The sequence below is a fragment of the Yersinia alsatica genome, from assembly GCF_902170305.1.
GTDB lineage: Bacteria > Pseudomonadota > Gammaproteobacteria > Enterobacterales > Enterobacteriaceae > Yersinia > Yersinia alsatica.
Genome location: NZ_CABHWW010000039.1, coordinates 61,122 through 82,731, shown reverse-complemented (window position 1 = coordinate 82,731; position 21,610 = coordinate 61,122). Strand labels below are relative to the sequence as shown.

The window sequence follows — 21,610 nt, the reverse complement described above, 5'->3', positions numbered from 1 at the left end:
ATTATCCACAGTCATCAGCGCCATGCATAGACCGAGTAAATGAGTGCGGCCAACAAAACACAGCGTCAAGAACGAAATATATTAGCCAAAGTTATTGGTGTTGTAGCAAGGCGGCAAACGAATGACAAATGGGTTGTAAACCGATTTGAACAACGCTTGCGTTGGCCCGAAGGGTGAGCCTTATTAAGGGCTCATAATCCGATGAGCTGACTTGTGTCAGTGATTCGGGTAAATGAGTGCGGCCAACAAAGCTACAGCGTCAAGTACGAAAGATACTATCCAAAGTTATTGGTGCTGTAGCAAGGCGGCAAACGAATGAATCCCGATGAGCTGACTTGTGTCAGTGATTCGGGTAAATAAGTGCGGCCAACAAAGCTACAGCGCCAAGAACGAAGGATAAACGTTATTTGCCGACCTGATGACCAATAACCCCACCAATCGCCGCCCCACCTAATGTCCCCAGCGTACTCCCTGTCAGCACGGCACCACCTACGGCACCGGCACCGGCACCAATGGCAGTATTACGGTCGCGTTTGGACATGTTAGAACATGCGGATAACGATAAGGCCAGGGTGAGGGCCAATGCAGCAGTGGCAAATCGTTTAGTGATCATCATAATAATTCTCCTGACGTTGGCTTAATACGGATAGAGCAGGAAACATTCATTCAGTCTATATATCCTAATCCATACGTATCACATTGAACTTACCTTACTAAGTATAGGCATTGAATCAATTTTAGCCGAGGTCTTCTTGTGTTAGTGTTTGGAATAAAAAACGTCTTTTTGATTTAAATTCGCGATTAATGCTAAAAACTCGTTTTGTCGCCGATATAAACCAGTATAAATGCCCGTGAATCATTTAATAGGTAAATAGTCTTAATTTGGCCGAGCCAAGGCGAAATTAAGGATTATCTGACCCTTTAACCTGTTGTCCGCACTAAACAAAGTTCCTCATCTTGATCTGTCGATCTCTCAGACTGCATTTTCCAGCCGATCTGCACGCAGTTTATAGCTATTTCCCCCATACCGGTTCTGACCCGTGGCGCTGAAAATGAGACAAATTCCGTTATTCAGGATACGACGATGCTCAACGAACTGAAGCAGCAGGTGCTAGCCGCTAATCTGGCGCTGCCGCGCCATAATCTGGTCACCTTCACTTGGGGGAATGTCAGTGCCGTCGACCGGCAAACAGGTCTGTTGGTGATTAAACCGTCGGGTGTGGAATATGACGTGATGACGGTCGATGACATGGTGGTGGTCGAGTTGGAGAGCGGCAAAGTGGTGGAGGGCAGCAAGAAGCCTTCGTCTGATACTGATACCCATCGGGTGCTTTACCTTAATTTCCCTCAGATTGGCGGCATTGTGCATACCCATTCGCGCCATGCCACCATCTGGGCACAAGCTGGTTTGGATTTGCCCGCTTGGGGAACCACTCATGCGGATTATTTCTACGGCACCATTCCCTGTACCCGCCTGATGACCGCAGAAGAGATTGCTGGCCGTTATGAATGGGAAACAGGCAATGTGATTGTCAAAACCTTCCATGAGCGCGGGATTAAGCCGGAAGATGTGCCCGCGGTGTTAGTCAACTCACACGGGCCATTTGCTTGGGGAAGCAGTGCTGATAATGCGGTACATAACGCCGTGGTATTAGAGGAACTGGCCTATATGGGGATTTTCTCACGCCAGTTGAACCCACAATTAGCGGATATGCAGCCGCAGCTATTGGATAAGCACTATCTGCGTAAACACGGGAAAAATGCCTATTACGGGCAATAGTCTGGCTATTCTGGCGAACCCGGGCTTAGTCTTGCACGGGTTTTTCCAGCCATAGTATCGAGTCCGTGATATCCAGCATTTTGGCCTCAACCTGTGCAATCGCATCATTGACGCCTTGATTGTAATAATGAGCACCTAACTCACGGCTGATAAATTGCAATAAAAACTCCGCATCAAAATCTTCCAATTCAAAGTTATGTTCTTGTTCCATATAGCGTTGGATCTTATGCGCCATGCGCTGAGTCTGCTCGCGAGTGAAAGTAATATCTGCCATTGCTGTGACTCCGAAGATTGTTGTTTTGCTTTGCTGCCTGTTTTAGCCACGAATGCTTATTCGCTGAGGATATCGACTTGAATTCCTTGGGCAATGAGCTGTTGCTGATAAACTGTCGGCAGGCGGTTATCCGTGATGACCCGACTAATGGACGACAGCGGAGCCAATGAGTTTTGATGTACCTGACCAAATTTTGATGCATCAGCCAGAATGATATTTTCGGCACCTTTAGCCAACACGCTGTTAATAACCTCGGCTCGCAGCATGTCACGTCCGGTAAATCCGGCATTGGGCTGGTAACCATCGATGCCGATAAACGCTTTACTAAAATGCACATGACGCAGACAGAGTTGCGTCAATGGGCCGACCATACTGTCACTTTTCTTCTGATAAATCCCGCCAAGCAAAATGACCTCGCAGGCGGAGTCTTTTAGCTGTCGGGCAATATAGCCACTCACCGTCACCAGTGTAATGCCGGGGCGCTGTGCCAGCTTATGGGCCAGCAGGGCGTTGCTACTGCCACTTTCAATAAAAATAGTTTCGCCGTCATTAACCAGCGAGGCGGCATGATTGGCCAGTTTCTGCTTGGTAGCGAAATGGCTCATCATGCGGACATCGACATCATCACTTTGCAGGGCGACAGCCGACCCATGCACGCGCTTGAGCAAGCCGCGCTTCTCTAACAGATTGAGATCCTGACGGATGGTCACTTCAGAAACCTGATTTGCCTGAGCCAATTCACTGACGCTAATGCGTTGTCGATCATTTACTAACTGTATAATTGATTGCTGTCTTAAGTTCATTGCATTCCCGCCGAGTAAATAAACTTTCGTTTGAAGTGTAATTTACTTTCGAATGAAAGATGTTTGATAAGGATCACATTATTGCTTGATGGCTGGTCTATGATTGCGGCTAATGATTCTTGGTTAATCTATCCGTTTTAAATAATCCCGGAGGTTTTTATGGAGCTTTATCTCGACACAGCAGATGTGGCCGCAGTAAAACGCCTGGCGCGTGTATTGCCATTGCAGGGCGTCACCACCAATCCAAGTATTTTGGCAAAAGCGGGCAAACCTATCTGGGAAGTGTTACCTGCGCTGCGTGATGCGCTGGGTGGCACCGGTAAACTTTTTGCTCAGGTGTTGGCCAGCGACAGTGAGCTGATGGTCTCTGAGGCGGTGTTGTTGTCGCAGCGAGTCCCCGGTTTAGTGATAAAAGTTCCGGCAACCGCTGAAGGCTTGGCCGCAATCAAGAAATTGAAAGCTATGTCGATTCCGACCTTAGGTACCGCGGTATATGGTGCCGGGCAAGGTTTGCTATCCGCATTAGCGGGCGCTGAATATGTCGCGCCATACGTTAATCGGCTGGATGCTCAGGGCGGGGATGGCATTGCGATGGTGCGCGAGCTACAACAGCTGCTGACCTTACATGCGCCGGGCGCGAAAGTGCTGGCTGCCAGTTTCCGCACCCCGCGGCAGGTGCTTGATTGCCTGCTGGCCGGTTGCCAGTCGGTGACTATCCCGGTTGATGTTGCCGAGCAGTTTATCAGCACACCGGCAGTAAAAGCGGCAGTGGAGCAGTTTGAGCATGATTGGCAGGGAGCCTTTGGTAGCGCCATTCTGAGCTAGTTTTATTGGCTATCATCACGGACTGCTATTAAGAAAACGCCCTGTTAACGATCAACAGGGCGTTACGATGTCACTTATTTAATACTGTATGCTAGCAAGGGCACTTACCGAGTTTACCGGCCTTGCTGGGGAAACGCGCATCGAGACAATAACGATGGAAATCCCGTTCGCTCATTGGCGGTGTTTCTGGATGATGGCGGCGCATATGATTAACATAGTTGCCATAATCCTGAACTCCCACCATTAAACGGAAGCTTTGCGCCACGCGATGTGCAATCAACCGCGCCCAAGCCCGCAGCGTGGTGGGGTGAGTGACCCGCGGAATCAGCGGGATGCAGCGCGTAATCTGCCGTGGCCCAGTAAGCAATTGCTTGTTTTGTAAAAGATTCGTTTGCCGCGTACGCAGCGGTATACCTGCATTAGCCACGAGCCGTCTCCTCACGCCACACAACTTCCGTCTCATGGGTGGTTGGCTTGCTGGATTTCAGCGCACGCCGCACCACAAAGAAAGATGAAATCAGCATAGTCACCGCCACCAACATGAAGAAAGCACATAAAGCGGCGTTGATCTGGTTGTTAAACACAATGGTTTCCATGTCCTTAATGCTCTTGGCTGGCGCAATTAGCACCCCTTGCTCGACACCCGCAGAGAATTTCTTCGCTTGAGCCAAGAAGCCAATACTCGGTTTTTCATGGAATATCTTCTGCCAGCCTGCCGTCATTGAAGTAATAAACAGCCAAATGGTTGGTAGGATGGTTACCCAAGCATAGCGCTGCTTCTTCATTTTAAACAGGACCACAGTACCTAAAATCAGCGCCATTGAGGCCAGCATCTGGTTACCGATACCGAATAGCGGCCACAAGGTATTGATCCCGCCCAGTGGGTCGACCACGCCTTGGTAAACAAAGAAGCCCCAGCAAGCAACTGCTACGGTGGTGCCGGACAAGTTACCAAACCATGAACGGTTATTCGCCAAACTCGGCACTACCACGCCCACCAAATCCTGCACCATAAAGCGGCAAGCACGGGTACCGGCATCCACTGCGGTCAGAATAAACATGGCTTCGAATAGAATGGCAAAGTGATACCAGAAGGCCATCATGTTACGGCTATTAAAGACTTCACTGATGATGTGTGCCATTCCCACGGCGAAGGTTGGCGCACCGCCAGCACGAGATAGAATAGAGTTTTCGCCCACATCTTTGGCAATCATGGTCAAGATTTCAGGTGTGACCACAAATCCCCAGCTGTTGATGGCCAGCGAGGCACTCTCTACCGTGGTACCAATTAAGGCGGCGGGTGAGTTCATGGCGAAGTAAACACCCGGATCAATCACCGAGGCACAGATTAACGCCATGATGGCCACGAAGGATTCCATCAACATTGCGCCATAGCCGATAAAGCGCGTATGACTTTCGCGCTCAATCAGTTTCGGTGTGGTGCCACTGGCCACTAAAGCATGGAAGCCCGAAATCGCGCCACAGGCGATGGTGATAAACAGGAACGGGAATAAGCTGCCGGAGAATACTGGGCCGCTACCATCAATAAAGCGCGACACCGCTGGCATTTTCATCTCTGGCATGGCGAATACAATGCCCACCGCCAGACCAATAATGACGCCAATCTTTAGGAAGGTTGACAGGTAATCGCGCGGCGCCAGCAATAGCCACACGGGTAATACTGAAGCAATAAAGCCATAGATAACCAATACCCAAGTCAATGTGGTGCCATGCAAGGTGAAGAATGGCCCCCAATATGGATGGGCGGCAATATTCCCGCCGTAAATAATTGCGGCCATCATTAACACAAAACCAATTAATGACACTTCAGCAATTTTACCCGGGCGCAGAAAACGCATATACACGCCCATAAACAGGGCGATGGGGATGGTAGCGGCAATGGTAAACAGACCCCAAGGGCTATCGGCCAGTGCTTTAACCACCACTAATGCCAGTGCGGACAGGATGATAATCATCACCCCCAAGGCCCCCAGCATGGTGATAACGCCCGCAAAAGCCCCCAATTCTTGTTTCGCCATCTCCCCCAAAGAGCGGCCATCACGACGGGTAGAGATAAACAGGATCAGGAAGTCCTGTACCGCACCCGCCATCATCACCCCAACCAGAATCCAGATAGTGCCGGGCAAGAAGCCCATTTGTGCCGCCAAAATGGGCCCAACTAATGGCCCAGCGCCAGCAATAGCCGCAAAGTGGTGACCAAAGAGCACCCATTTGTTGGTCGGGACATAGTCCAGCCCGTCATTGCGCCGCTCCGCTGGCGTAAGCCGCCGATCATCTAACTCAAACACATTCTTGGCAATAAAGAGGCTGTAAAAGCGGTAAGCGATGCTGTAACAAGCTACTGAGGCAATCACTAGCCAGATGGCATTGACATGCTCACCCCGGCTCAGGGCTAGCATGGCAAAGGCAAATGCGCCAATTAACGCCACGGTCAGCCATATGACGACAGTCTTGACGTTTTTCATGGGTAACGACTCCTTCGTTATGTTGGGGGATTTCACGGTTATCGATGCCTGTAGAATTAAGTAGGCTGTAACGGTTATTTAACATAGGAGCTTTAATGTGAAAGAAAAGTAGCGGAAGTGAGAAATGTGATGGGCTATTTGTTTTTAACTCATGCTTAGTATCATTTACTTACATATTGTGACATGTGACCGGCATCTTGCAGTCTATTGGCGATGGAAAAAGGCAATAAAAAAGCCGTGGGATGTTAACCACGGCTTATCAGTTTGCTGCCAATTAACTATCAAATGACAGGGCGGGCCACCACATTACGGGTTTCCATGCGCACTTCGGCAATTCGCACTTCAATTTTGTCACTCTGGCTATAAACCGTTTCACCTTTGATTTGCACCGTGCCAGTTTCTTGGCTACACACCATCTCATCACGCACTGCATGAATAAAGGGAGCAGGAATAAAGGCCACCGCGCCGTTATCCAGCAAGCGAACCCGCAGGCCGCCACGAGTTACGTCAATAATCTCTGCTGGGAAGCGCGTATCAGTCCCAGCTTGCGGCTGGAGATAACGGGCATACAACCAGTCACCGACATCGCGTTCAGCCATACGATTCAACCGGCGGCGTTCGGCCAATTGCACCGTAATTTCATCCTGCGGTTTTTCTGCTTGCTGGCCAGTAATAATCGCTTTCAGCAGACGATGATTAACCATATCGCCGTATTTACGAATTGGCGATGTCCAGGTGGCATAAGCTTCAAGCCCCAAACCGAAATGAGGGCCAGGAACGGTGCTGATTTCAGCGAAAGTCTGGAAACGACGAATGCGGCTGTCGAGGAATTGAGTCGGTAAGGCATCAAGATGGCGACGCAACTCGCAGAAGCCCGGCAATGTCAGCAGGGCTTGTGGGTCAGCTTCCACCCCATTGGCTTGCAGTACATTGGCTGCTTGCTCAACCAGCGCCGGATCAAAACCGGTATGCACGTTGTAAATGCCAAAACCGAGATTATCCCGCAGAGCTATGGCTGCGCAGACGTTAGCGGCAATCATGCACTCTTCAACAATCCGGTTGGCGATGCGGCGATGCTCAACAATAATATCCAGCACTTCGCCTTTTTCACCCAACAGGAAGCGGTAGTCAGGGCGGTCTTTAAACACTAATGCATGCTGTTGACGCCAGTTACTGCGGGCTTCACACACGCGTTTCAGCAGGGTGATTTGCTCGGCGATAGCGGCATTTTGTGGTTGCCAGTCACCTTGGCCCTCTAACCAGTCTGAAACCTCGTCATAAACTAGTTTGGCTTTGGACTCGACCCACGCGGCAGAGAAGTGAATATCATTACCCAGCGCGCCATCGGCCGCAATGGTCACGCGGCACACCAATACCGGGCGGCGCTCATTGGGGCGCAATGAGCAGAGATTGTCAGATAAATCCCGCGGCAGCATCGGGATATTAAAGCCCGGCAGATAGTTGGTAAAAGCACGTTTGCGGGCAATTAAATCCAACTCACTGTTTTCATCGACATAAGCCGTCGGGTCGGCGATAGCAATGGTCAACAGCAGGGAACCGTCGCCTTTGTCTGCCACATGCAACGCATCATCCATGTCTTCGGTGCTGGCGCTGTCAATAGTGACAAAATTAAGTGCGGTTAAATCTTCACGTTGAAGATCAGTATCATGCAGGGATGACTCAACCATCACTGGCGCTTCGCGTTCCAGATTATGGCGCGCCAAGGTGACCCACCAAGGGACGAAATGATCTTCACCATTGGTGATAAAGGCCGTCAGATCAGCATTAAAGACGCGATCACCTTTTAATGGATGGCGACGCATTTCAGCCACCGCCCAATCACCATTCTGGAAGTCGTGGGTTAATTCACGCACCGGACGGCATTGGATGGCATCACGCAACAGAGGATGGTCAGGCACAATAGATAGGCGGTCGTCTTTTCTCTGCACTCGGCCAACAAAGCGCGATAAAAATGGCTCAACCAGTGTTTCCGGCTCAGCAATCTCACGATCTTTATCGGTATGCAAGGTGGCAATAATCCGATCGCCGTGCATGACTTTCTTCATCTGTGGTGGCGGAATAAAGTAACTTTTCTGCCCATCTACCTCAAGAAAGCCAAAGCCTTTCTCAGTCCCTTTTACGACGCCTTCGACGCGTGGAGTCTGAGTGTGAAGTTGCTGTTTTAGCTGCGCCAGCAGCGGGTTATCTTGAAACATATCGTCCAGTGAATGGTGTAGTGAGTGGGATTAATCCGGCTGACAGTTTTACGCGAATCAGCCCCATCGGGCAAGCGGCATATCACCTTAGAGAGCAATTCCCTGATAAAGATTAGGGCATGTCCATTGCCCCAGTTCTATTCTATTCAGGCAAAATACGTAACGTCAGGCAATACGTAACGATGGTGGCTGTTGCCAGCGCCGTACCGTCACCGGGACTGATTTTGATGTGGGTGTATGGGTTTCATCGCCAAAACTGGACAGCGGCACCAGAGGATTGGTTTCGGGGTAATAGGCAGCCAGATTGCCACGAGGAATATCATAGCTGACTAACTTGAACCCGCTAACCTTACGAGTGATACCGTCGTGCCACAGGGTTTCAATTTCAACCAATTCACCTTCTTCCAGTGGTAATTCGGCTAAATCTTGTGGATTAATAAATAGCACTTCTCGTTGCCCATAAACCCCACGATAGCGGTCATCAAGGCCATAAATAGTCGTATTGTACTGATCATGGGAGCGCAGGGTTTGCAACACAAACGGGACGGGCTCCCCAGCCATCTGTGGGAATAGACTCTCCGGCAGTGCTGAGGCACAAAACTCGGCTTTACCGTTTGGGGTAGCAAAACGCATTTCAGCGGCCGCATTTCCCAGATAGAAACCACCGGGCTGCTCGCAACGCGCATTGAAATCATCAAAGCCGGGAATGGTTGCGGCAATATGGTCACGGATAAGGTTGTAATCATCAGCCAATGCCAACCAATTCAGCGCGTTCCCTTGAGCCGGTTGCTGGGCGAAAACCGCATTGGCAATACCACAGACAATGGCGGTTTCTGAATGCTGGGTATCTGCCAAGGGTTTCCCCACACCTTCCGAGGCATGCACCATACTGAAAGAGTCTTCCACGGTAATAAATTGTGAACCCGTGGCTTGCATATCGCGCTCGGTGCGCCCGAGGGTCGGTAAAATCAGGGCTTCAGTACCGGTAATCAGGTGGCTACGGTTGAGCTTGGTACTGATGTGCACGGTCAGGTCACAACTGCGTAGGGCTTGTGCGGTGCGTTCGGTATCCGGCGCGGCAGCAGCCAGATTGCCCCCCAGCGCTATCAGCACTTTGACTTCACCGCGCAGCATAGCTTCCAGTGCTTCAACCGTGTTGTGGCCCGCCGCTTGCGGTGCTGTGAAGCCAAAGTGACGGCCTAACCGCTCCAGCATGGCGGCTGAGGGTTTTTCATCAATCCCCATGGTGCGGTTGCCTTGCACGTTACTGTGACCACGAACCGGGCACAAACCCGCGCCCGGCTTGCCGAGCTGGCCGAACAAGAGCTGAAGATTGGCCAGTTCGCGCACGGTTATCACCGAGTGTTTATGCTGTGTCACGCCCATGGCCCAAGTCACAATGACGCGCTCAGCATGCTGATAAATATCAGCCGCATGGCGTATTTGTTCCTCACTCAGACCGGATTGTTGCGTTATTTGCGCCCATGAGGTGTTATCGACTGCCGCCAGATAGGCGTCGATCCCTTGAGTCTGCTCGGCAATAAATGCCTGGTCGAATAGGCCAGCATCCCCTTGCGCCAGTTGCTCACGATGGCTTTCCAGCAGGGCTTTCACCATCCCGCGGACCGCCGCCATGTCGCCGCCCAGATTAGGCTGGAAATAGGCGGAGCTAATCGGTGAGGATTTTGGCGTCAACATTTCAAGCGGATTTTGTGGATCGGCAAAACGTTCTAATCCACGTTCACGTAAGGTATTAAAGCTCACAATCCGCGCGCCGCGATCTTTGGCATGGCGCAAGCTGTGCAGCATTCGTGGGTGGTTGGTGCCCGGATTCTGCCCGAAAACAAAAATGGCATCAGCCCGTTCAAAATCCTGCATGCGAATGGTGCCTTTACCGACCCCAATACTCTGTTTTAGCCCGCTACCGCTGGCTTCATGGCACATATTTGAGCAGTCAGGGAAGTTATTGGTCCCTAACATGCGGCCAAATAATTGATAAAGGTAGGAGGCTTCATTGCTGGCACGGCCCGAGGTATACAGCTCCAGCTGATTGGGGCTATCCAGACCATTAATATGTTTGGCAATCAACTCAAGGGCGGCTTGCCAACTGATAGGCTGGTAACGGTCAGTTTGCCGGTTATAGCGCATCGGGTGAGTGATTCGTCCTTGATATTCAAGGAAATAGTCACTTTGCTGGCGCAGAGTGGTCAGGCTATGTTCGGCAAAGAATTGCGGTTCAACTGCTTTGCGTGTGGCTTCCCAACTGACGGCCTTGGCACCATTTTCACAAAAACTGAAAGTGCTGTGGTTGTCATCGCCCCAGGCACAGCCCGGGCAATCAAAACCTTTAACCTGATTGACGCGTAGCAAGTTACGAATATTTTTCAGGGCTTGTTTGCTGTCCAATACAAAGCGGGTGGTGGCTTCAAGAGATCCCCAACCACCGGCCGCGCCGGTATAGGGTTTTATTGCTGGTTTAAATTTCATTATGGATACGCCGCAGGTGTTATTTTTGTTTCAAACAGGTAACGAAATAATTAACTGTTTGAATCTATTTTGTCACAAGTCTAGTGGGGCGGGGCTGAGGCGTCTAATCGAATAGCGCAATCGCGGCATAGAGCTGGTTTATCGCGAGCCTGCCCGGCTTAGGTTGCCGGGCGGGATAATCAATGTTCGGGGTAAACCTTTTCTTTGAACTCGCACAAATCTTCAATAATGCATGAGCCACAGCGCGGTTTGCGAGCAATACAGGTGTAGCGGCCATGCAGAATCAACCAGTGGTGGCAATCAAGCTTGAATTCTGCCGGTACCACTTTGAGCAGTTTGGCTTCAACCTGATCAACATTACTGCCGGGGGCAAAACCGGTGCGATTACAGACCCGAAATATATGGGTATCAACCGCGATGGTCGGCCAGCCAAAGGCGGTGTTCAAGACCACATTGGCGGTCTTGCGGCCAACTCCGGGCAATGCCTCTAGCGCGGCGCGATCTTCCGGGACTTCACCATGATGTTTTTCCAGCAAAATACGGCATGTTTTAATGACGTTTTCGGCTTTGGTATTAAACAGGCCAATGGTTTTGATGTATGGCTTCAAACCCTCAACCCCCAAGTCCAGTATAGCCTGAGGCGTGTTAGCCACCGGATAGAGCTTGGCGGTGGCTTTATTGACGCTGACGTCGGTGGCTTGTGCTGACAGCAACACGGAAATCAGCAACTCAAAAGGACTATGGTAGACCAACTCGGTGGTTGGATACGGGTTGTTATCCCGCAAGCGGGTCAAAATAGCGACACGTTTTTCTTTATTCATTAGGCTTTCCCGGCCGCGATATCCTGAGTTTGTGGTGCAGTGGCCAATGCTCTGGCTTTGCGCGCTTTCATTTTCTCGTCAATAACATATTTACCGGCTAGCAATAAACCCAGGCCAATAAAAGCACCGGGCGGCAGCATCGCCAACAAGAAGGGGCTATCCAGATGCAAGACGTCAATACGCAGCACTTTTGCCCAACTGCCCAGCAGCATATCGGCACCATCAAACAGAGTACCGTTGCCCAGAATCTCACGCAGTGAGCCCAGCACAAACAGTGTGCCAGTGGCCCCCAGCCCCATTGCCAGACCATCCAGCGCCGATAAACCCACCGGATTTTTTGCGGCATAGGCTTCCGCTCGACCAATCACAATGCAGTTGGTCACAATCAATGGAATGAATATCCCTAATGATTGGTATAAGCCAAAGGCATAGGCGTTAATCAGCATTTGCACGGTACTGACCACCGATGCAATGATCATCACATAAATTGGGATGCGGATTTCATTCGGTACCCAGCGGCGCAGCGCAGAGACCGCGGTATTGGTGCAGACCAACACCAGTGTGGTGGCTAAACCTAGACCTAAGGCATTGGTGGCGGTAGATGAAACGGCCAACAATGGGCATAGGCCCAGCAGTTGTACCAATGCCGAGTTATTTTTCCATAGCCCTTGGGCTAAGAGATCTTTTGCTTCACTCATTGACTCTCTCCACAGACCGGCAAGCTATCGAGTTTTGCCGGTAGGGTTTCCAAATACAGCGCGGTATTTTTCACCGCCCGCACCACTGCCCGAGGGGTGATGGTCGCACCGGTAAATTGATCAAAAGTTCCACCGTCTTTTTTCACGGCCCAGCGCTTATCTTGTGCATTTTCAACCTGCTGACCACTGAAATGGGTTATCCAATCAGAGATCCGGATATCAATTTTATCGCCAAGCCCGGGGGTTTCGTGATGCTCAACCACTCGGCTGCCCAGTACGTTACCGCGAAAATCGGCCCCAACCAACAGTTGGATAGCACCGGAATAGCCATCTGGCGCCGTGGTTTCAATGGCGGCAGCGACCGGCTGGCCCTCTTTACGTGCCAAATAGAGGCGGTGTGGCGCGTTGTTGCCGAGGGCTGGATCAGTGACAACGTAACATTCTGCTTGCATGTCGTTGTCATAATTTTCAGCTGGAACAACCTGATCGAGCAAGGCTTTTTGTTGCAAAGCAGCCTGATGGGCGATGGTGGTCTCGGTCAATGCGTTAACCACGGCAGTTAAGCCGGTGGCACCGGCGGCAAACAGTGCCAGAGTGATGCCGTGACGCTTCATGGTGTTTAGCATAACGGCTCCTTATTTGTGCCCGCGATTATGACCATAGACCCGTGGTTGGGTATAGTGATCAATTAGCGGAACAGTAATGTTAGCCAGCAAGACGGCAAAAGCAACGCCGTCGGGATAGCCGCCATAAACGCGAATTAACCACACTAAAATCCCAATCAACGCACCGAAAATCAGGCGACCACGCGGTGTGGTAGAGGCGCTGACCGGGTCGGTGGCAATGAAAAACGCCCCTAACATTGTTGCACCAGAAAACAGATGTAGCAGCGGCGGAGCAAAGCTTTGTGGCGCGATCATCCAACTGATTGCGGCGCAACCGGCCAAAGCTAGCAGAAAACTGACCGGAATATGCCAGTGAATGGCTTTACGCCACAGCAGCACTAAACCGCCAGCCAAGAAACCGATGTTAACCCACTGCCAACCGATGCCCGCCAGAACCCCACCAAACAGCGGCTGGTGGAGGATTTGCTCGGCAGGCTGTGAGCGCAGTGCCGTTTTAAAGTGGTCGAGCGGAGTGGCCTGACTGACGCCATCGACCCCTATTTGCAGTTGATGAATATCTGCGCCACTGTGGGTAAAACCGGTGAAAATGGTTAATAGGCTGTCATAAAATCCGACCGGAGTGCCTTGTAATGGCAGTGGCGGCAACCAACTGGTCATTTGTACCGGGAATGAAATCAGCAGCACGACATAGCCGACCATGGCAGGATTAAAGGGATTTTGCCCCAAGCCCCCATAGAGTTGTTTGGCAATGATAATGGCAAATAAGGTACCCAAGACAATCATCCACCAGGGAGCCAGTGGTGGCAGGCTTACCCCTAACAGTAAGCCGGTGAGCAGGGCGGAATTATCTTGCAGCCGTATGAGTACCGGCTGTTTACGTAATTGCAACACCGCGCCTTCAGCCAGCAAGGCGGTCACCATGGCCAGTGCGACCTGAATCAGGCTGCCATAACCAAAGAAATAAGTCTGGGCAATAATGCCGGGAATACAGGCCAAAATCACCAATAGCATGATGCTGCGGGTACTACGTTGATTGTGGGTAAAAGGGGAGCTGGCTATCTGCAACCCTTTGCTCTGGGTCGGTGTTACAGGCCTGAATTTCATGAAATTGCAACCATATGTCGAATACTTAACAGGGTTCTCAAACGCAGGCGTCGCGCGGGCAAGTCAGTGCTTGCGGGCGTCAATACACTCAGCCGTCAGGGGGAATAATATTGGTGCCGTATTCTACCCTATTCAGACAAAGTGTAATACGCCTTAATTATAGGGTTATTGCCCATCATATCTGATGATATTCAGGAAATAGTGGGGTTTAATAAGTACAGCCAATCAAAGAATTAACTTGCAATTCATATAAGAATAGTTACAAGCAAATAGTCGGTAGCGCTGTTTTATCAAAAAATGTTATTAGACTTAAGTAGCAGAAAGAGAGCGATAATTCACTGTTTTAATAGCGTTTATTATCTCATCTTAATTTGTCAACCATTTGTAAATTAACGACTTATTAACGTTACTAATTAGAGTTAAGAAAAGCGTTGGCATAATGATAGATTAATGTAGTATGCAAGGTAATTATATATTTAAAGAACAGTAAAATGATTAATGAAGACATATTATTTATAGAAGAATTAATTGAATGGATTGAAATCAATTTAGAAAAGAGACCCACATTGGATGATGTGGCGAAGATTTCAGGATATTCAAAATGGCACCTACAACGTAAGTTTAAAAGTATTGTTGGGTTACAATTAGCCTCCTATATCCGTGGGCGCGTGCTGACTCGTGCGGCAGTTGCATTGCGTATTTCACGGCGACCAATCATTGAAATTTCTGATGAGTTAGGCTTTGATTCGCAACAGACCTTCACCCGTACCTTTAAAAAGCGTTTTGGTGTGACACCTAATAGTTTCCGCCAGATGGAGCAGTGGGATGTGCAGGGCATGATCCCGCGCTTTGGGTTCTATGAGCATTATACGCCAGAAATCAAGCGCATAGTCTTGCCTGAGCGCGAGTTGGTGGGCTTTACCCGGCGGTTGGATTTTGATGAGCACAATCATTGTAGCGGTCAGCACTCATCATTTATGGCAATGAAAGATGAAATTTTGCTCGATTTCTTTAAGGAAGTTAACTTTTCATGCCAGCGAATTTATTCGCTGTTCTCAGCCAAAGATTGTCAGCAAGGGCAGAACAGTGTGTATTATTCGACCGCGATTGATAAAGAGAAAAGGCACGAAATTCAGGGCCATCGTGAGATAGACCATATCTCAATACCGGCGGGTGAATTTTTGTCGATAACTCATCAAGGCAGCGCTAAAGAGTGCGTGAAATTCTCTATCTATCTGTATAACGAAGTATTACCTAAGCTGCGTGATGAATTCGGTGGCGGCTTAGAAATGGAAGTTATCGAGGTTGATAGCAGCTGCCATGCTGAATCTAAAATGCGTGATATTTCATCTGTCTATCACTACCTGATGGCGGTAAATTGAAAGCTTAATCTGGATTAGCGGCCTGCGCCGCTTTCTTGGCTTTCACTCTGGCAATGGCCGCAGCGACTGCGGCTTTGCGCGGATCGACTTCCGGCACATCACTGTCACTTTTCGCCGCTTCGGGCTCAGACAGAGCTTGCGCCGCTTTCTTGGCTTTCACTCTGGCAATGGCGGCAGCGACTGCGGCTTTGCGCGGATCGACTTCCGGCACATCACGGTCACTTTTCACTGCTTCGGGCTCAGACAGCGCCTGCGCCGCTTTCTTGGCTTTCACTCTGGCAATAGCGGCGGCGACTGCGGCTTTGCGCGGATCAACTTCTGGCACATCACTGTCACTTTTCACTGCTTCGGGCTCAGACAGAGCTTGCGCCGCTTTCTTGGCTTTCACTCTGGCAATGGCGGCAGCGACTGCGGCCTGACGCGGATCAATCTCCTCCGTGGCGGCAGTCACTTGCTTTTCTGCCTGACGTGCTCTGGCCTGTGCTTTCCGCGCTTCTCGGGCGGCAATAACCGCGCTGTTGTCTGGGGCTTTCCCAGCAATCACAGTGATAGCGGAATCCGTGCTTTCTGGCTCTCTGGCCAAACGGCTGACCGCCGCTTCAACGGTCTGTTGATCCGCCTCGGTCAGTTTGACGGCAGCTTGTTTATGACGCAATTCACGCGCCAGCTTCTCGCGCTGGAGCCGAGCTTGCTTAGCTTCAAAGCGTGCTTTGGCTTCTGCAGCTCGGGCGCTCTCTTCATCAAGGGCACGGATTTCTGCTTTTTCCTGACGATAGTACTGCACCAAAGGAATATTACTCGGGCAAACATAAGCGCAAGCACCACATTCAATACAATCAAATAAGTTATGATTACGGGCCTTCTCATGCTCTTCGCCCCGGCTAAACCAATAGAGTTGCTGAGGCAATAAACCGGCCGGGCAGGCATCAACACATAAGCCACAGCGAATACAAGCTTGCTCTGGCTCGGATAACCCCATTTCAGCCTCGGTTGGGGCCAAAATGCAGTTACTGATTTTAACAATGGGCACATCCAGACTTGGCAGAGTAAAGCCCATCAGTGGGCCACCCATAATCACCATGGGCTGGCTTTGTGGCTGAAAACCGGCCAGTTTTAACAAGTGGATGACGGGCGTGCCGATTCTGGCCCAGAAGTTACCTGGCTTTGATAGTGCCTCGCCGGTTAACGTCACCACTCGCTCGATTAATGGCTGATCTTCGATCACTGCCCGCTTGATAGCTACCACTGTCCCGACATTTTGCATCAACACCCCAATGGATGACGAGTGCTTGCCGAAAGGCACTTCTTTACCGGTCAGAATTTTGGTCAACTGTTTGGCGCCACCGGAGGGATACTTGGTGGGAACCACGCGCAACTGTATGTCATCATGACCGCGTAGTGCCTGTTTCAGAGCCGCGATAGCGTCAGGTTTATTATCTTCAATGCCAATTAATACCTGCTGAGGTTGCAGCAGATACATTAAAATATGAATCCCGGTAACCAGCTCTTCTGCATGGTCTTGCATCAACCGATCATCGGCAGTGATATAAGGTTCGCACTCCGCCGCGTTGATAATCAGGGTGATCACGCCGTTCAAACCGCCTTGCAGCTTGCTGGCGGTGGGGAAGCCCGCGCCACCTAAGCCGGCAATCCCTGCCTGATGAATTCGGTCCAGCAGGGCGAGCTTATCCTGTTGCCGATAATCAGCCCAAGGCTGCTGTTCACGCCAGCGGTCTTCACCATCCGGGGTAATATGCACGCACAGCTCTGCCAGACCTGATGGGTGAGCAGTGGTGTGGGGGGCAATGGCGGTGATGGTACCGGAGGTCGGTGCATGCACCGGAACGGTGCGCCCACGACCAATAGTCAGTGGTTGGCCCTTTAGCACTGGGTCGCCAGCTTTGACACAGAGTTCACCTTCCGGCCCAAGATGCTGCTGCAACGGGATAATCATCTGCGCAGGCAGGGGCGCGATACGCATTGGTACCCGGCTTGATTGCAGCTTCATTTCCGGCGGATGAATCCCACCGTTGAAATCCCAAATGGTGTCGTGCTGACGGGCAGTAAACAGCTTAAACATGTTGCTCCACATCTATCATTTTCACCGGAATCATCTGCGAGGCAGTTAATTGTGTGGGAAGGTTTTTGACTGGGATCGTGCTCAAATCCCACTTCCAATTAGCGGTGGTGGTAGCAACCGGGATCATTTCAATACAGTCGGTCGGGCAGGGAGAGACACAAAGGTCACAGCCAGTACAGAGATCGGGCAGCACGGTATGCATCGCGCGGGTCGCCCCAACGATAGCATCGACCGGGCAGGCCTGAATGCACTTAGTACAACCGATACAGTTTGCTTCATCAATAAAGGCGACTTTGCGCTGAGGGTGAGCGGCAGCTTCATCGCCATCTAATGGCTGTGGTTCAACAGCTAGCAGCTCGGCCAGCTTGAGCATCACTTGCTCGCCACCGGGGGCGCATTTATTTATTTTCTCACCACCACCTGAGACCGCTTCAGCATAGGGGCGACAGCCGGGGTAGCCACACTGGCCGCACTGGCTTTGTGGCAAGATGGCGTCAACTTGCTCAACGATGGGGTCTTGTTCAACCTGAAAACGACGGGCAGCAAAACCCAGCACTGCACCTGAAATCAGCGCTAAGGTACTCAGTGCGCCTATGGCAATCCATAACGACATCATTAGAACTTCACCAACCCGGTAAAGCCCATAAAGGCCAATGACATCAGCCCAGCAGTTATCAGGGCAATGGATGAACCACGGAACGGGGCCGGAACGTCAGCAACAGCAAGGCGTTCGCGGATCGCGGCAAATAACACCATGACCAAAGAGAAACCGGCGGCGGCACTGAAGCCATAGACTGCCGATTGCATAAAATTGTGAGATTGATTGACATTAAGCAAGGCCACACCTAACACCGCACAGTTGGTGGTGATCAACGGCAAAAATATCCCCAGCAGGCGATAAAGTGCCGGGCTGGTTTTGCGGACCACCAATTCAGTAAATTGCACCACTACCGCGATAACTAAAATAAATGCCAACGTCCGTAAATAGACCAAGCCGAGAGGCAGCAAAATAAAGCTGTTGACCATCCAGGCACACACCGAGGCCAGTGTCAGTACAAAAGTGGTTGCCAGCCCCATACCAATGGCGGTCTCCAATTTTTTGGAGACACCCATGAAGGGGCACAGGCCAAGAAATTTGACCAGGACAAAGTTGTTTACCAAAACAGTACCGACAAACAGGAGCAGGTATTCAGTCATTGCGGAGCCTAAAAAAATAAAAGCCGCCTATTATCCAAAATTGGCGGCCTGACGACAACAGATGAAGTGCAAGGTTATTACGATTTATCTCTATCCTATTTCAAAATACCGGACTGTCAGTGGCCATCATTCACCCAAGTCATTGAGTTATCTCAACTCCTTGGGTTTATTCAATGGCGACCTAACGGCAACTCAAAATCCTTTGAGGATAGCAAAAAATGGTCTAACTCCCTTAAATACGCTTATTTTTCGGTAAATGTGGCTTTCACCCGCTGAGAACGTTTGATATAGGGAACAAAAACAGCCGCCGCCAGCAGAGGCCAACCTAAGGTGCGCAAGGCGATATCATCGCTGATAGGGGAAAACGCGAATGCCTTTAATGCCAATAATACGGTTAACAATAACCATAAAATAAACCATTGGGGGAAACGTTGTGAGCGGCTACACAATAGCCAGATAACCCATATTGTATAAATCCACATTAAAATAGTGGTTACAACCGAGAAATACCACTGCAGCGTAAATGCCTGCGAATTGGTGACCAAATACTCTCTGGATTCCGGTGTAAAAATAGCCATGGCATACAATGCCAACATTAAGCTGGCACTGAGTAATGTCACAATCAAATAGGCCAGCGGGGCCAATAACCAGCCACCAATACGTTGATATTCCTGCTGTTGAGACATAATAAACCTTATTACCTTTTTACCTGAGGTTGTATGAGGCTAGCTTAACCCGCAAATGTGCCCTTCGTCATCTATATCAATATGATAATACGCTGGCTGAGTGCCAAGGCCGGGCATGGTCATAATATCCCCAGCATAGATGCGGACAAAACCGGCTCCGGCTGACACCGCGCAGGCGGTGATAGGCAAGACAAAATCTTGTGGGACATTCTTCAAGCGAGGGTCGGCGCTGATAGACAGGGGAGTTTTGGCCATACACAGCGGCAAATGAGCAAAACCTGCCGCGGTTATCGCCGCAAGTTGCTGGCGTGCCTGGGATGTATAGGTGATGTCGCGAGCACCATAATTTTGAGCCAGAGCGGCAATTTTTTGCTCCAGTGAGGCCTGGTCAGGGTAAGGCAAGGTGGGTTCTTGAGCTTCGGCACAAGCATTGATAACTTGCTGCGCCAGCGCAGTGGTCCCGGCACCGCCTTTGGCAAATGCTTCACTGATTTCGCAGGCTACAGCCCCGGCCGATAATGCATAGTCGCTGACAAAGGCCAGTTCCTCTGCGCTGTCGTCGGGGAAGCAGTTGACCGCGACCACCACCGGCAGACCATAGCTTTTGGCATGATTAATATGCCATTTCAGATTGGCGCAACCTTGACTGAGCAACGGAATATTGGTGCTGAGAATTTCAGCGGGCAGTGGCTGGCCCGGTTTGATGTCAAAAGCGCCGCTATTGGCTTTCAGGCTCCGGATTGTGACAACCAGCACCACACAAGAGGGGGCAATACCGGATTGGCGATATTTGATATTAAAGAACTTTTCCATTCCCATATCGGAGCCGAAACCGGCCTCGGTGACCACGTAATCCGCTAACTGTAGCCCTAAACGGTCGGCCAGCACTGAAGAGTTCCCGTGCGCGATATTGGCAAATGGTCCGGCATGGATCAATACCGGAGTGTGTTCGCTGGTCTGCATTAATGTTGGATGAATGGTCTCTTTCATTAATGCGGTCATGGCCCCAGCAACCCCCAGATCATCCGCCGTAATCGGCTCACCGCCGGTGGTTTTTGCCAAAATGATCCGGCCAATACGTTGCCGCATATCTTGCAAGTTTTCCGATAACGCCAGAATAGCCATCAACTCTGATGCTGCGGTTATCTCGACGTGATCGTGGCGTTCAACACCATGAGTTCCGCCGCCCACTCCCACTTTAATGTGGCGCAATGCACGATCATTATGATCAACCACACGTGGCCACAGAATCTGCTGAGCATCAATATTCAGCAGTGGCATACCGGTTTGTTGACTAAAGGCTGGCCCCAGCCGCTGTTCATGATACAGACGGGCATCCAGTGCGGCCGCGGCCAGATTATGTGCGGCGCTGATGGCATGAATATCCCCCGTAAGATGCAGGTTTAATTTCTCCATCGGTAACACTTGTGCGGCACCACCGCCTGCGGCTCCCCCTTTCACACCAAAGACCGGGCCAAGACTAGGTTGGCGGATGCATGCCACGCCGCGGTGGCCTAACTGGTTGATTCCCTGACTTAATCCAATGGTGGTGACCGTTTTGCCTTCTCCCATTGGCGTGGGCGTAATGCTGGAAACCAGAATCAGTTTACCGCGCACTTTACCGGGGCGTAAGGCACTGATATCGACTTTCGCCATATGATGCCCATAGGGAATTAAATCCTCGGCAGTGAGGCCTAATTGCTGCGCAATATGCTGGATAGGTTGCAAGTTTGCGTCATGACTCGCATAGGGTATTGGGGAGAGATCATCGGCAGTAGACGGTAGAGTGGGTGTCATGCTGGGGAAATTCCTGTTATCAGTGACAAAACGGCGGTAGTCAATCATAAGGACTATAAATCATGGCGAAATTATCACACAAAGTGATGAGGATTTGGCGATACAAATCAATAAATGTGAAGTCATCAGTAGTTGATAATGTTGTGTTTTCCACCCTCAAAAATTAATGCAAGAGCGCTGATTTATATCTTTGGTGTCTTATTCTTGTTCGTTTTTTATATCAGTTTTATTTTTTCAAATGGCATTAAAGAACTTTTGAGATATTGGATATTAAAACTTCTTACTTTATGAGATTGGTTTATAAAAGAAGCTATACAATTCCATAGTTATATTTTTAGCACATCGAAA

Annotated in this window: 19 protein-coding genes; 3 read left to right on the top strand and 16 right to left on the bottom strand. The window is 50.4% G+C overall.

Annotated features, from left to right (window positions below; genetic code table 11):
- Positions 1-403 precede the first annotated feature (403 nt).
- Positions 404-616, bottom strand: a complete 213-nt coding sequence (osmB, locus tag FTA96_RS22820; protein WP_049648519.1) for an osmotically-inducible lipoprotein OsmB — start codon at positions 614-616, stop codon at positions 404-406.
- Positions 617-1,084: 468 nt separating this feature from the next.
- On the opposite strand from osmB, the gene araD reads away from it, so the two are divergent.
- Positions 1,085-1,780 carry an L-ribulose-5-phosphate 4-epimerase gene (gene araD, locus FTA96_RS22815; protein WP_145574973.1) on the top strand — a complete coding sequence of 232 codons (696 nt, stop codon included), beginning with the start codon at positions 1,085-1,087 and terminating at the stop codon, positions 1,778-1,780.
- 25 nt (positions 1,781-1,805) lie between these two features.
- Here the strand turns inward: araD and FTA96_RS22810 are convergent, their stop codons facing one another.
- Both FTA96_RS22810 and FTA96_RS22805 read right to left on the bottom strand, forming a co-directional pair.
- Positions 1,806-2,054: a DUF2164 domain-containing protein gene (locus FTA96_RS22810; protein ID WP_050106913.1), complete on the bottom strand. Its 249-nt coding sequence runs from the start codon at positions 2,052-2,054 to the stop codon at positions 1,806-1,808.
- A 56-nt stretch (positions 2,055-2,110) separates the two neighbouring features.
- Positions 2,111-2,857, bottom strand: coding sequence for a DeoR/GlpR family DNA-binding transcription regulator (locus FTA96_RS22805; RefSeq protein WP_050134410.1), 747 nt, complete (start codon positions 2,855-2,857; stop codon positions 2,111-2,113).
- Positions 2,858-3,016: 159 nt separating this feature from the next.
- On the opposite strand from FTA96_RS22805, the gene fsa reads away from it, so the two are divergent.
- A complete protein-coding gene (gene fsa, locus FTA96_RS22800) occupies positions 3,017-3,682 on the top strand; it encodes a fructose-6-phosphate aldolase (RefSeq protein ID WP_050101284.1) in 666 nt (221 codons plus the stop codon).
- A gap of 91 nt (positions 3,683-3,773) precedes the next feature.
- Here fsa and FTA96_RS22795 read toward each other — a convergent pair whose 3' ends face one another.
- The 8 genes from FTA96_RS22795 to rsxD form a co-directional block, all read right to left on the bottom strand.
- Positions 3,774-4,109 carry a YbdD/YjiX family protein gene (locus tag FTA96_RS22795; protein WP_050318379.1) on the bottom strand — a complete coding sequence of 112 codons (336 nt, stop codon included), beginning with the start codon at positions 4,107-4,109 and terminating at the stop codon, positions 3,774-3,776.
- Positions 4,102-6,168, bottom strand: coding sequence for a carbon starvation CstA family protein (locus FTA96_RS22790; protein ID WP_050106916.1), 2,067 nt, complete (start codon positions 6,166-6,168; stop codon positions 4,102-4,104). Before FTA96_RS22790 ends, FTA96_RS22795 begins: the two co-directional genes overlap by 8 nt.
- A gap of 281 nt (positions 6,169-6,449) precedes the next feature.
- On the bottom strand, positions 6,450-8,384 hold the full coding sequence (locus FTA96_RS22785) for an exoribonuclease II (protein ID WP_145574970.1): 1,935 nt from the start codon (positions 8,382-8,384) through the stop codon (positions 6,450-6,452).
- Positions 8,385-8,549: 165 nt separating this feature from the next.
- Positions 8,550-10,871 carry an FdhF/YdeP family oxidoreductase gene (locus FTA96_RS22780; RefSeq protein ID WP_145574967.1) on the bottom strand — a complete coding sequence of 774 codons (2,322 nt, stop codon included), beginning with the start codon at positions 10,869-10,871 and terminating at the stop codon, positions 8,550-8,552.
- Positions 10,872-11,050: 179 nt separating this feature from the next.
- Positions 11,051-11,692 carry an endonuclease III gene (gene nth / locus FTA96_RS22775; RefSeq protein WP_050106919.1) on the bottom strand — a complete coding sequence of 214 codons (642 nt, stop codon included), beginning with the start codon at positions 11,690-11,692 and terminating at the stop codon, positions 11,051-11,053.
- Positions 11,692-12,390, bottom strand: a complete 699-nt coding sequence (locus FTA96_RS22770) for an electron transport complex subunit E (protein WP_145574964.1) — start codon at positions 12,388-12,390, stop codon at positions 11,692-11,694. The genes nth and FTA96_RS22770 overlap by 1 nt, the downstream gene beginning before the upstream one ends.
- Positions 12,387-13,016: an electron transport complex subunit RsxG gene (gene rsxG, locus FTA96_RS22765; RefSeq protein WP_050134414.1), complete on the bottom strand. Its 630-nt coding sequence runs from the start codon at positions 13,014-13,016 to the stop codon at positions 12,387-12,389. The genes FTA96_RS22770 and rsxG overlap by 4 nt, the downstream gene beginning before the upstream one ends.
- A gap of 9 nt (positions 13,017-13,025) precedes the next feature.
- Positions 13,026-14,120 (bottom strand): electron transport complex subunit RsxD, encoded by a 1,095-nt coding sequence (gene rsxD, locus FTA96_RS22760; protein WP_186372918.1) that lies wholly within the window; start codon positions 14,118-14,120, stop codon positions 13,026-13,028.
- Between the two features lie 491 nt (positions 14,121-14,611).
- Between rsxD and FTA96_RS22755 the strand changes: the two genes are divergently transcribed.
- On the top strand, positions 14,612-15,502 hold the full coding sequence (locus FTA96_RS22755) for a helix-turn-helix domain-containing protein (protein ID WP_050106923.1): 891 nt from the start codon (positions 14,612-14,614) through the stop codon (positions 15,500-15,502).
- A gap of 4 nt (positions 15,503-15,506) precedes the next feature.
- Here FTA96_RS22755 and rsxC read toward each other — a convergent pair whose 3' ends face one another.
- From rsxC to FTA96_RS22725, 5 genes are all read right to left on the bottom strand, one after another.
- Entirely contained in the window at positions 15,507-17,582 is a 2,076-nt protein-coding gene (gene rsxC, locus FTA96_RS22750; RefSeq protein ID WP_145574961.1) for an electron transport complex subunit RsxC, read from the bottom strand.
- Positions 17,575-18,198: an electron transport complex subunit RsxB gene (rsxB, locus tag FTA96_RS22745; RefSeq protein WP_050106925.1), complete on the bottom strand. Its 624-nt coding sequence runs from the start codon at positions 18,196-18,198 to the stop codon at positions 17,575-17,577. The genes rsxC and rsxB overlap by 8 nt, the downstream gene beginning before the upstream one ends.
- Positions 18,198-18,779, bottom strand: coding sequence for an electron transport complex subunit RsxA (gene rsxA, locus FTA96_RS22740; RefSeq protein ID WP_013649928.1), 582 nt, complete (start codon positions 18,777-18,779; stop codon positions 18,198-18,200). Before rsxA ends, rsxB begins: the two co-directional genes overlap by 1 nt.
- A 242-nt stretch (positions 18,780-19,021) precedes the next feature.
- A complete protein-coding gene (locus FTA96_RS22730) occupies positions 19,022-19,465 on the bottom strand; it encodes a DUF2569 domain-containing protein (protein WP_050106926.1) in 444 nt (147 codons plus the stop codon).
- A gap of 39 nt (positions 19,466-19,504) precedes the next feature.
- Complete coding sequence (locus tag FTA96_RS22725; RefSeq protein WP_186372917.1) at positions 19,505-21,262, bottom strand: formate--tetrahydrofolate ligase; 1,758 nt, start codon at positions 21,260-21,262, stop codon at positions 19,505-19,507.
- Between the last annotated feature and the right edge of the window lie 348 nt (positions 21,263-21,610).

Excerpts from the sequence above, each read along its gene's own strand:
- osmB (WP_049648519.1), bottom strand. The coding sequence starts at position 616 with ATGATGATCACTAAACGATTTGCCACTGCTGCATTGGCCCTCACCCTG.
- araD (WP_145574973.1), top strand. The coding sequence starts at position 1,085 with ATGCTCAACGAACTGAAGCAGCAGGTGCTAGCCGCTAATCTGGCGCTG.
- FTA96_RS22810 (WP_050106913.1), bottom strand. The coding sequence starts at position 2,054 with ATGGCAGATATTACTTTCACTCGCGAGCAGACTCAGCGCATGGCGCAT.
- FTA96_RS22805 (WP_050134410.1), bottom strand. The coding sequence starts at position 2,857 with ATGAACTTAAGACAGCAATCAATTATACAGTTAGTAAATGATCGACAA.
- fsa (WP_050101284.1), top strand. The coding sequence starts at position 3,017 with ATGGAGCTTTATCTCGACACAGCAGATGTGGCCGCAGTAAAACGCCTG.
- FTA96_RS22790 (WP_050106916.1), bottom strand. The coding sequence starts at position 6,168 with ATGAAAAACGTCAAGACTGTCGTCATATGGCTGACCGTGGCGTTAATT.
- FTA96_RS22785 (WP_145574970.1), bottom strand. The coding sequence starts at position 8,384 with ATGTTTCAAGATAACCCGCTGCTGGCGCAGCTAAAACAGCAACTTCAC.
- FTA96_RS22780 (WP_145574967.1), bottom strand. The coding sequence starts at position 10,871 with ATGAAATTTAAACCAGCAATAAAACCCTATACCGGCGCGGCCGGTGGT.
- nth (WP_050106919.1), bottom strand. The coding sequence starts at position 11,692 with ATGAATAAAGAAAAACGTGTCGCTATTTTGACCCGCTTGCGGGATAAC.
- FTA96_RS22770 (WP_145574964.1), bottom strand. The coding sequence starts at position 12,390 with ATGAGTGAAGCAAAAGATCTCTTAGCCCAAGGGCTATGGAAAAATAAC.
- rsxG (WP_050134414.1), bottom strand. The coding sequence starts at position 13,016 with ATGCTAAACACCATGAAGCGTCACGGCATCACTCTGGCACTGTTTGCC.
- rsxD (WP_186372918.1), bottom strand. The coding sequence starts at position 14,120 with ATGAAATTCAGGCCTGTAACACCGACCCAGAGCAAAGGGTTGCAGATA.
- FTA96_RS22755 (WP_050106923.1), top strand. The coding sequence starts at position 14,612 with ATGATTAATGAAGACATATTATTTATAGAAGAATTAATTGAATGGATT.
- rsxC (WP_145574961.1), bottom strand. The coding sequence starts at position 17,582 with ATGTTTAAGCTGTTTACTGCCCGTCAGCACGACACCATTTGGGATTTC.
- rsxB (WP_050106925.1), bottom strand. The coding sequence starts at position 18,198 with ATGATGTCGTTATGGATTGCCATAGGCGCACTGAGTACCTTAGCGCTG.
- rsxA (WP_013649928.1), bottom strand. The coding sequence starts at position 18,779 with ATGACTGAATACCTGCTCCTGTTTGTCGGTACTGTTTTGGTAAACAAC.
- FTA96_RS22730 (WP_050106926.1), bottom strand. The coding sequence starts at position 19,465 with ATGTCTCAACAGCAGGAATATCAACGTATTGGTGGCTGGTTATTGGCC.
- FTA96_RS22725 (WP_186372917.1), bottom strand. The coding sequence starts at position 21,262 with ATGACACCCACTCTACCGTCTACTGCCGATGATCTCTCCCCAATACCC.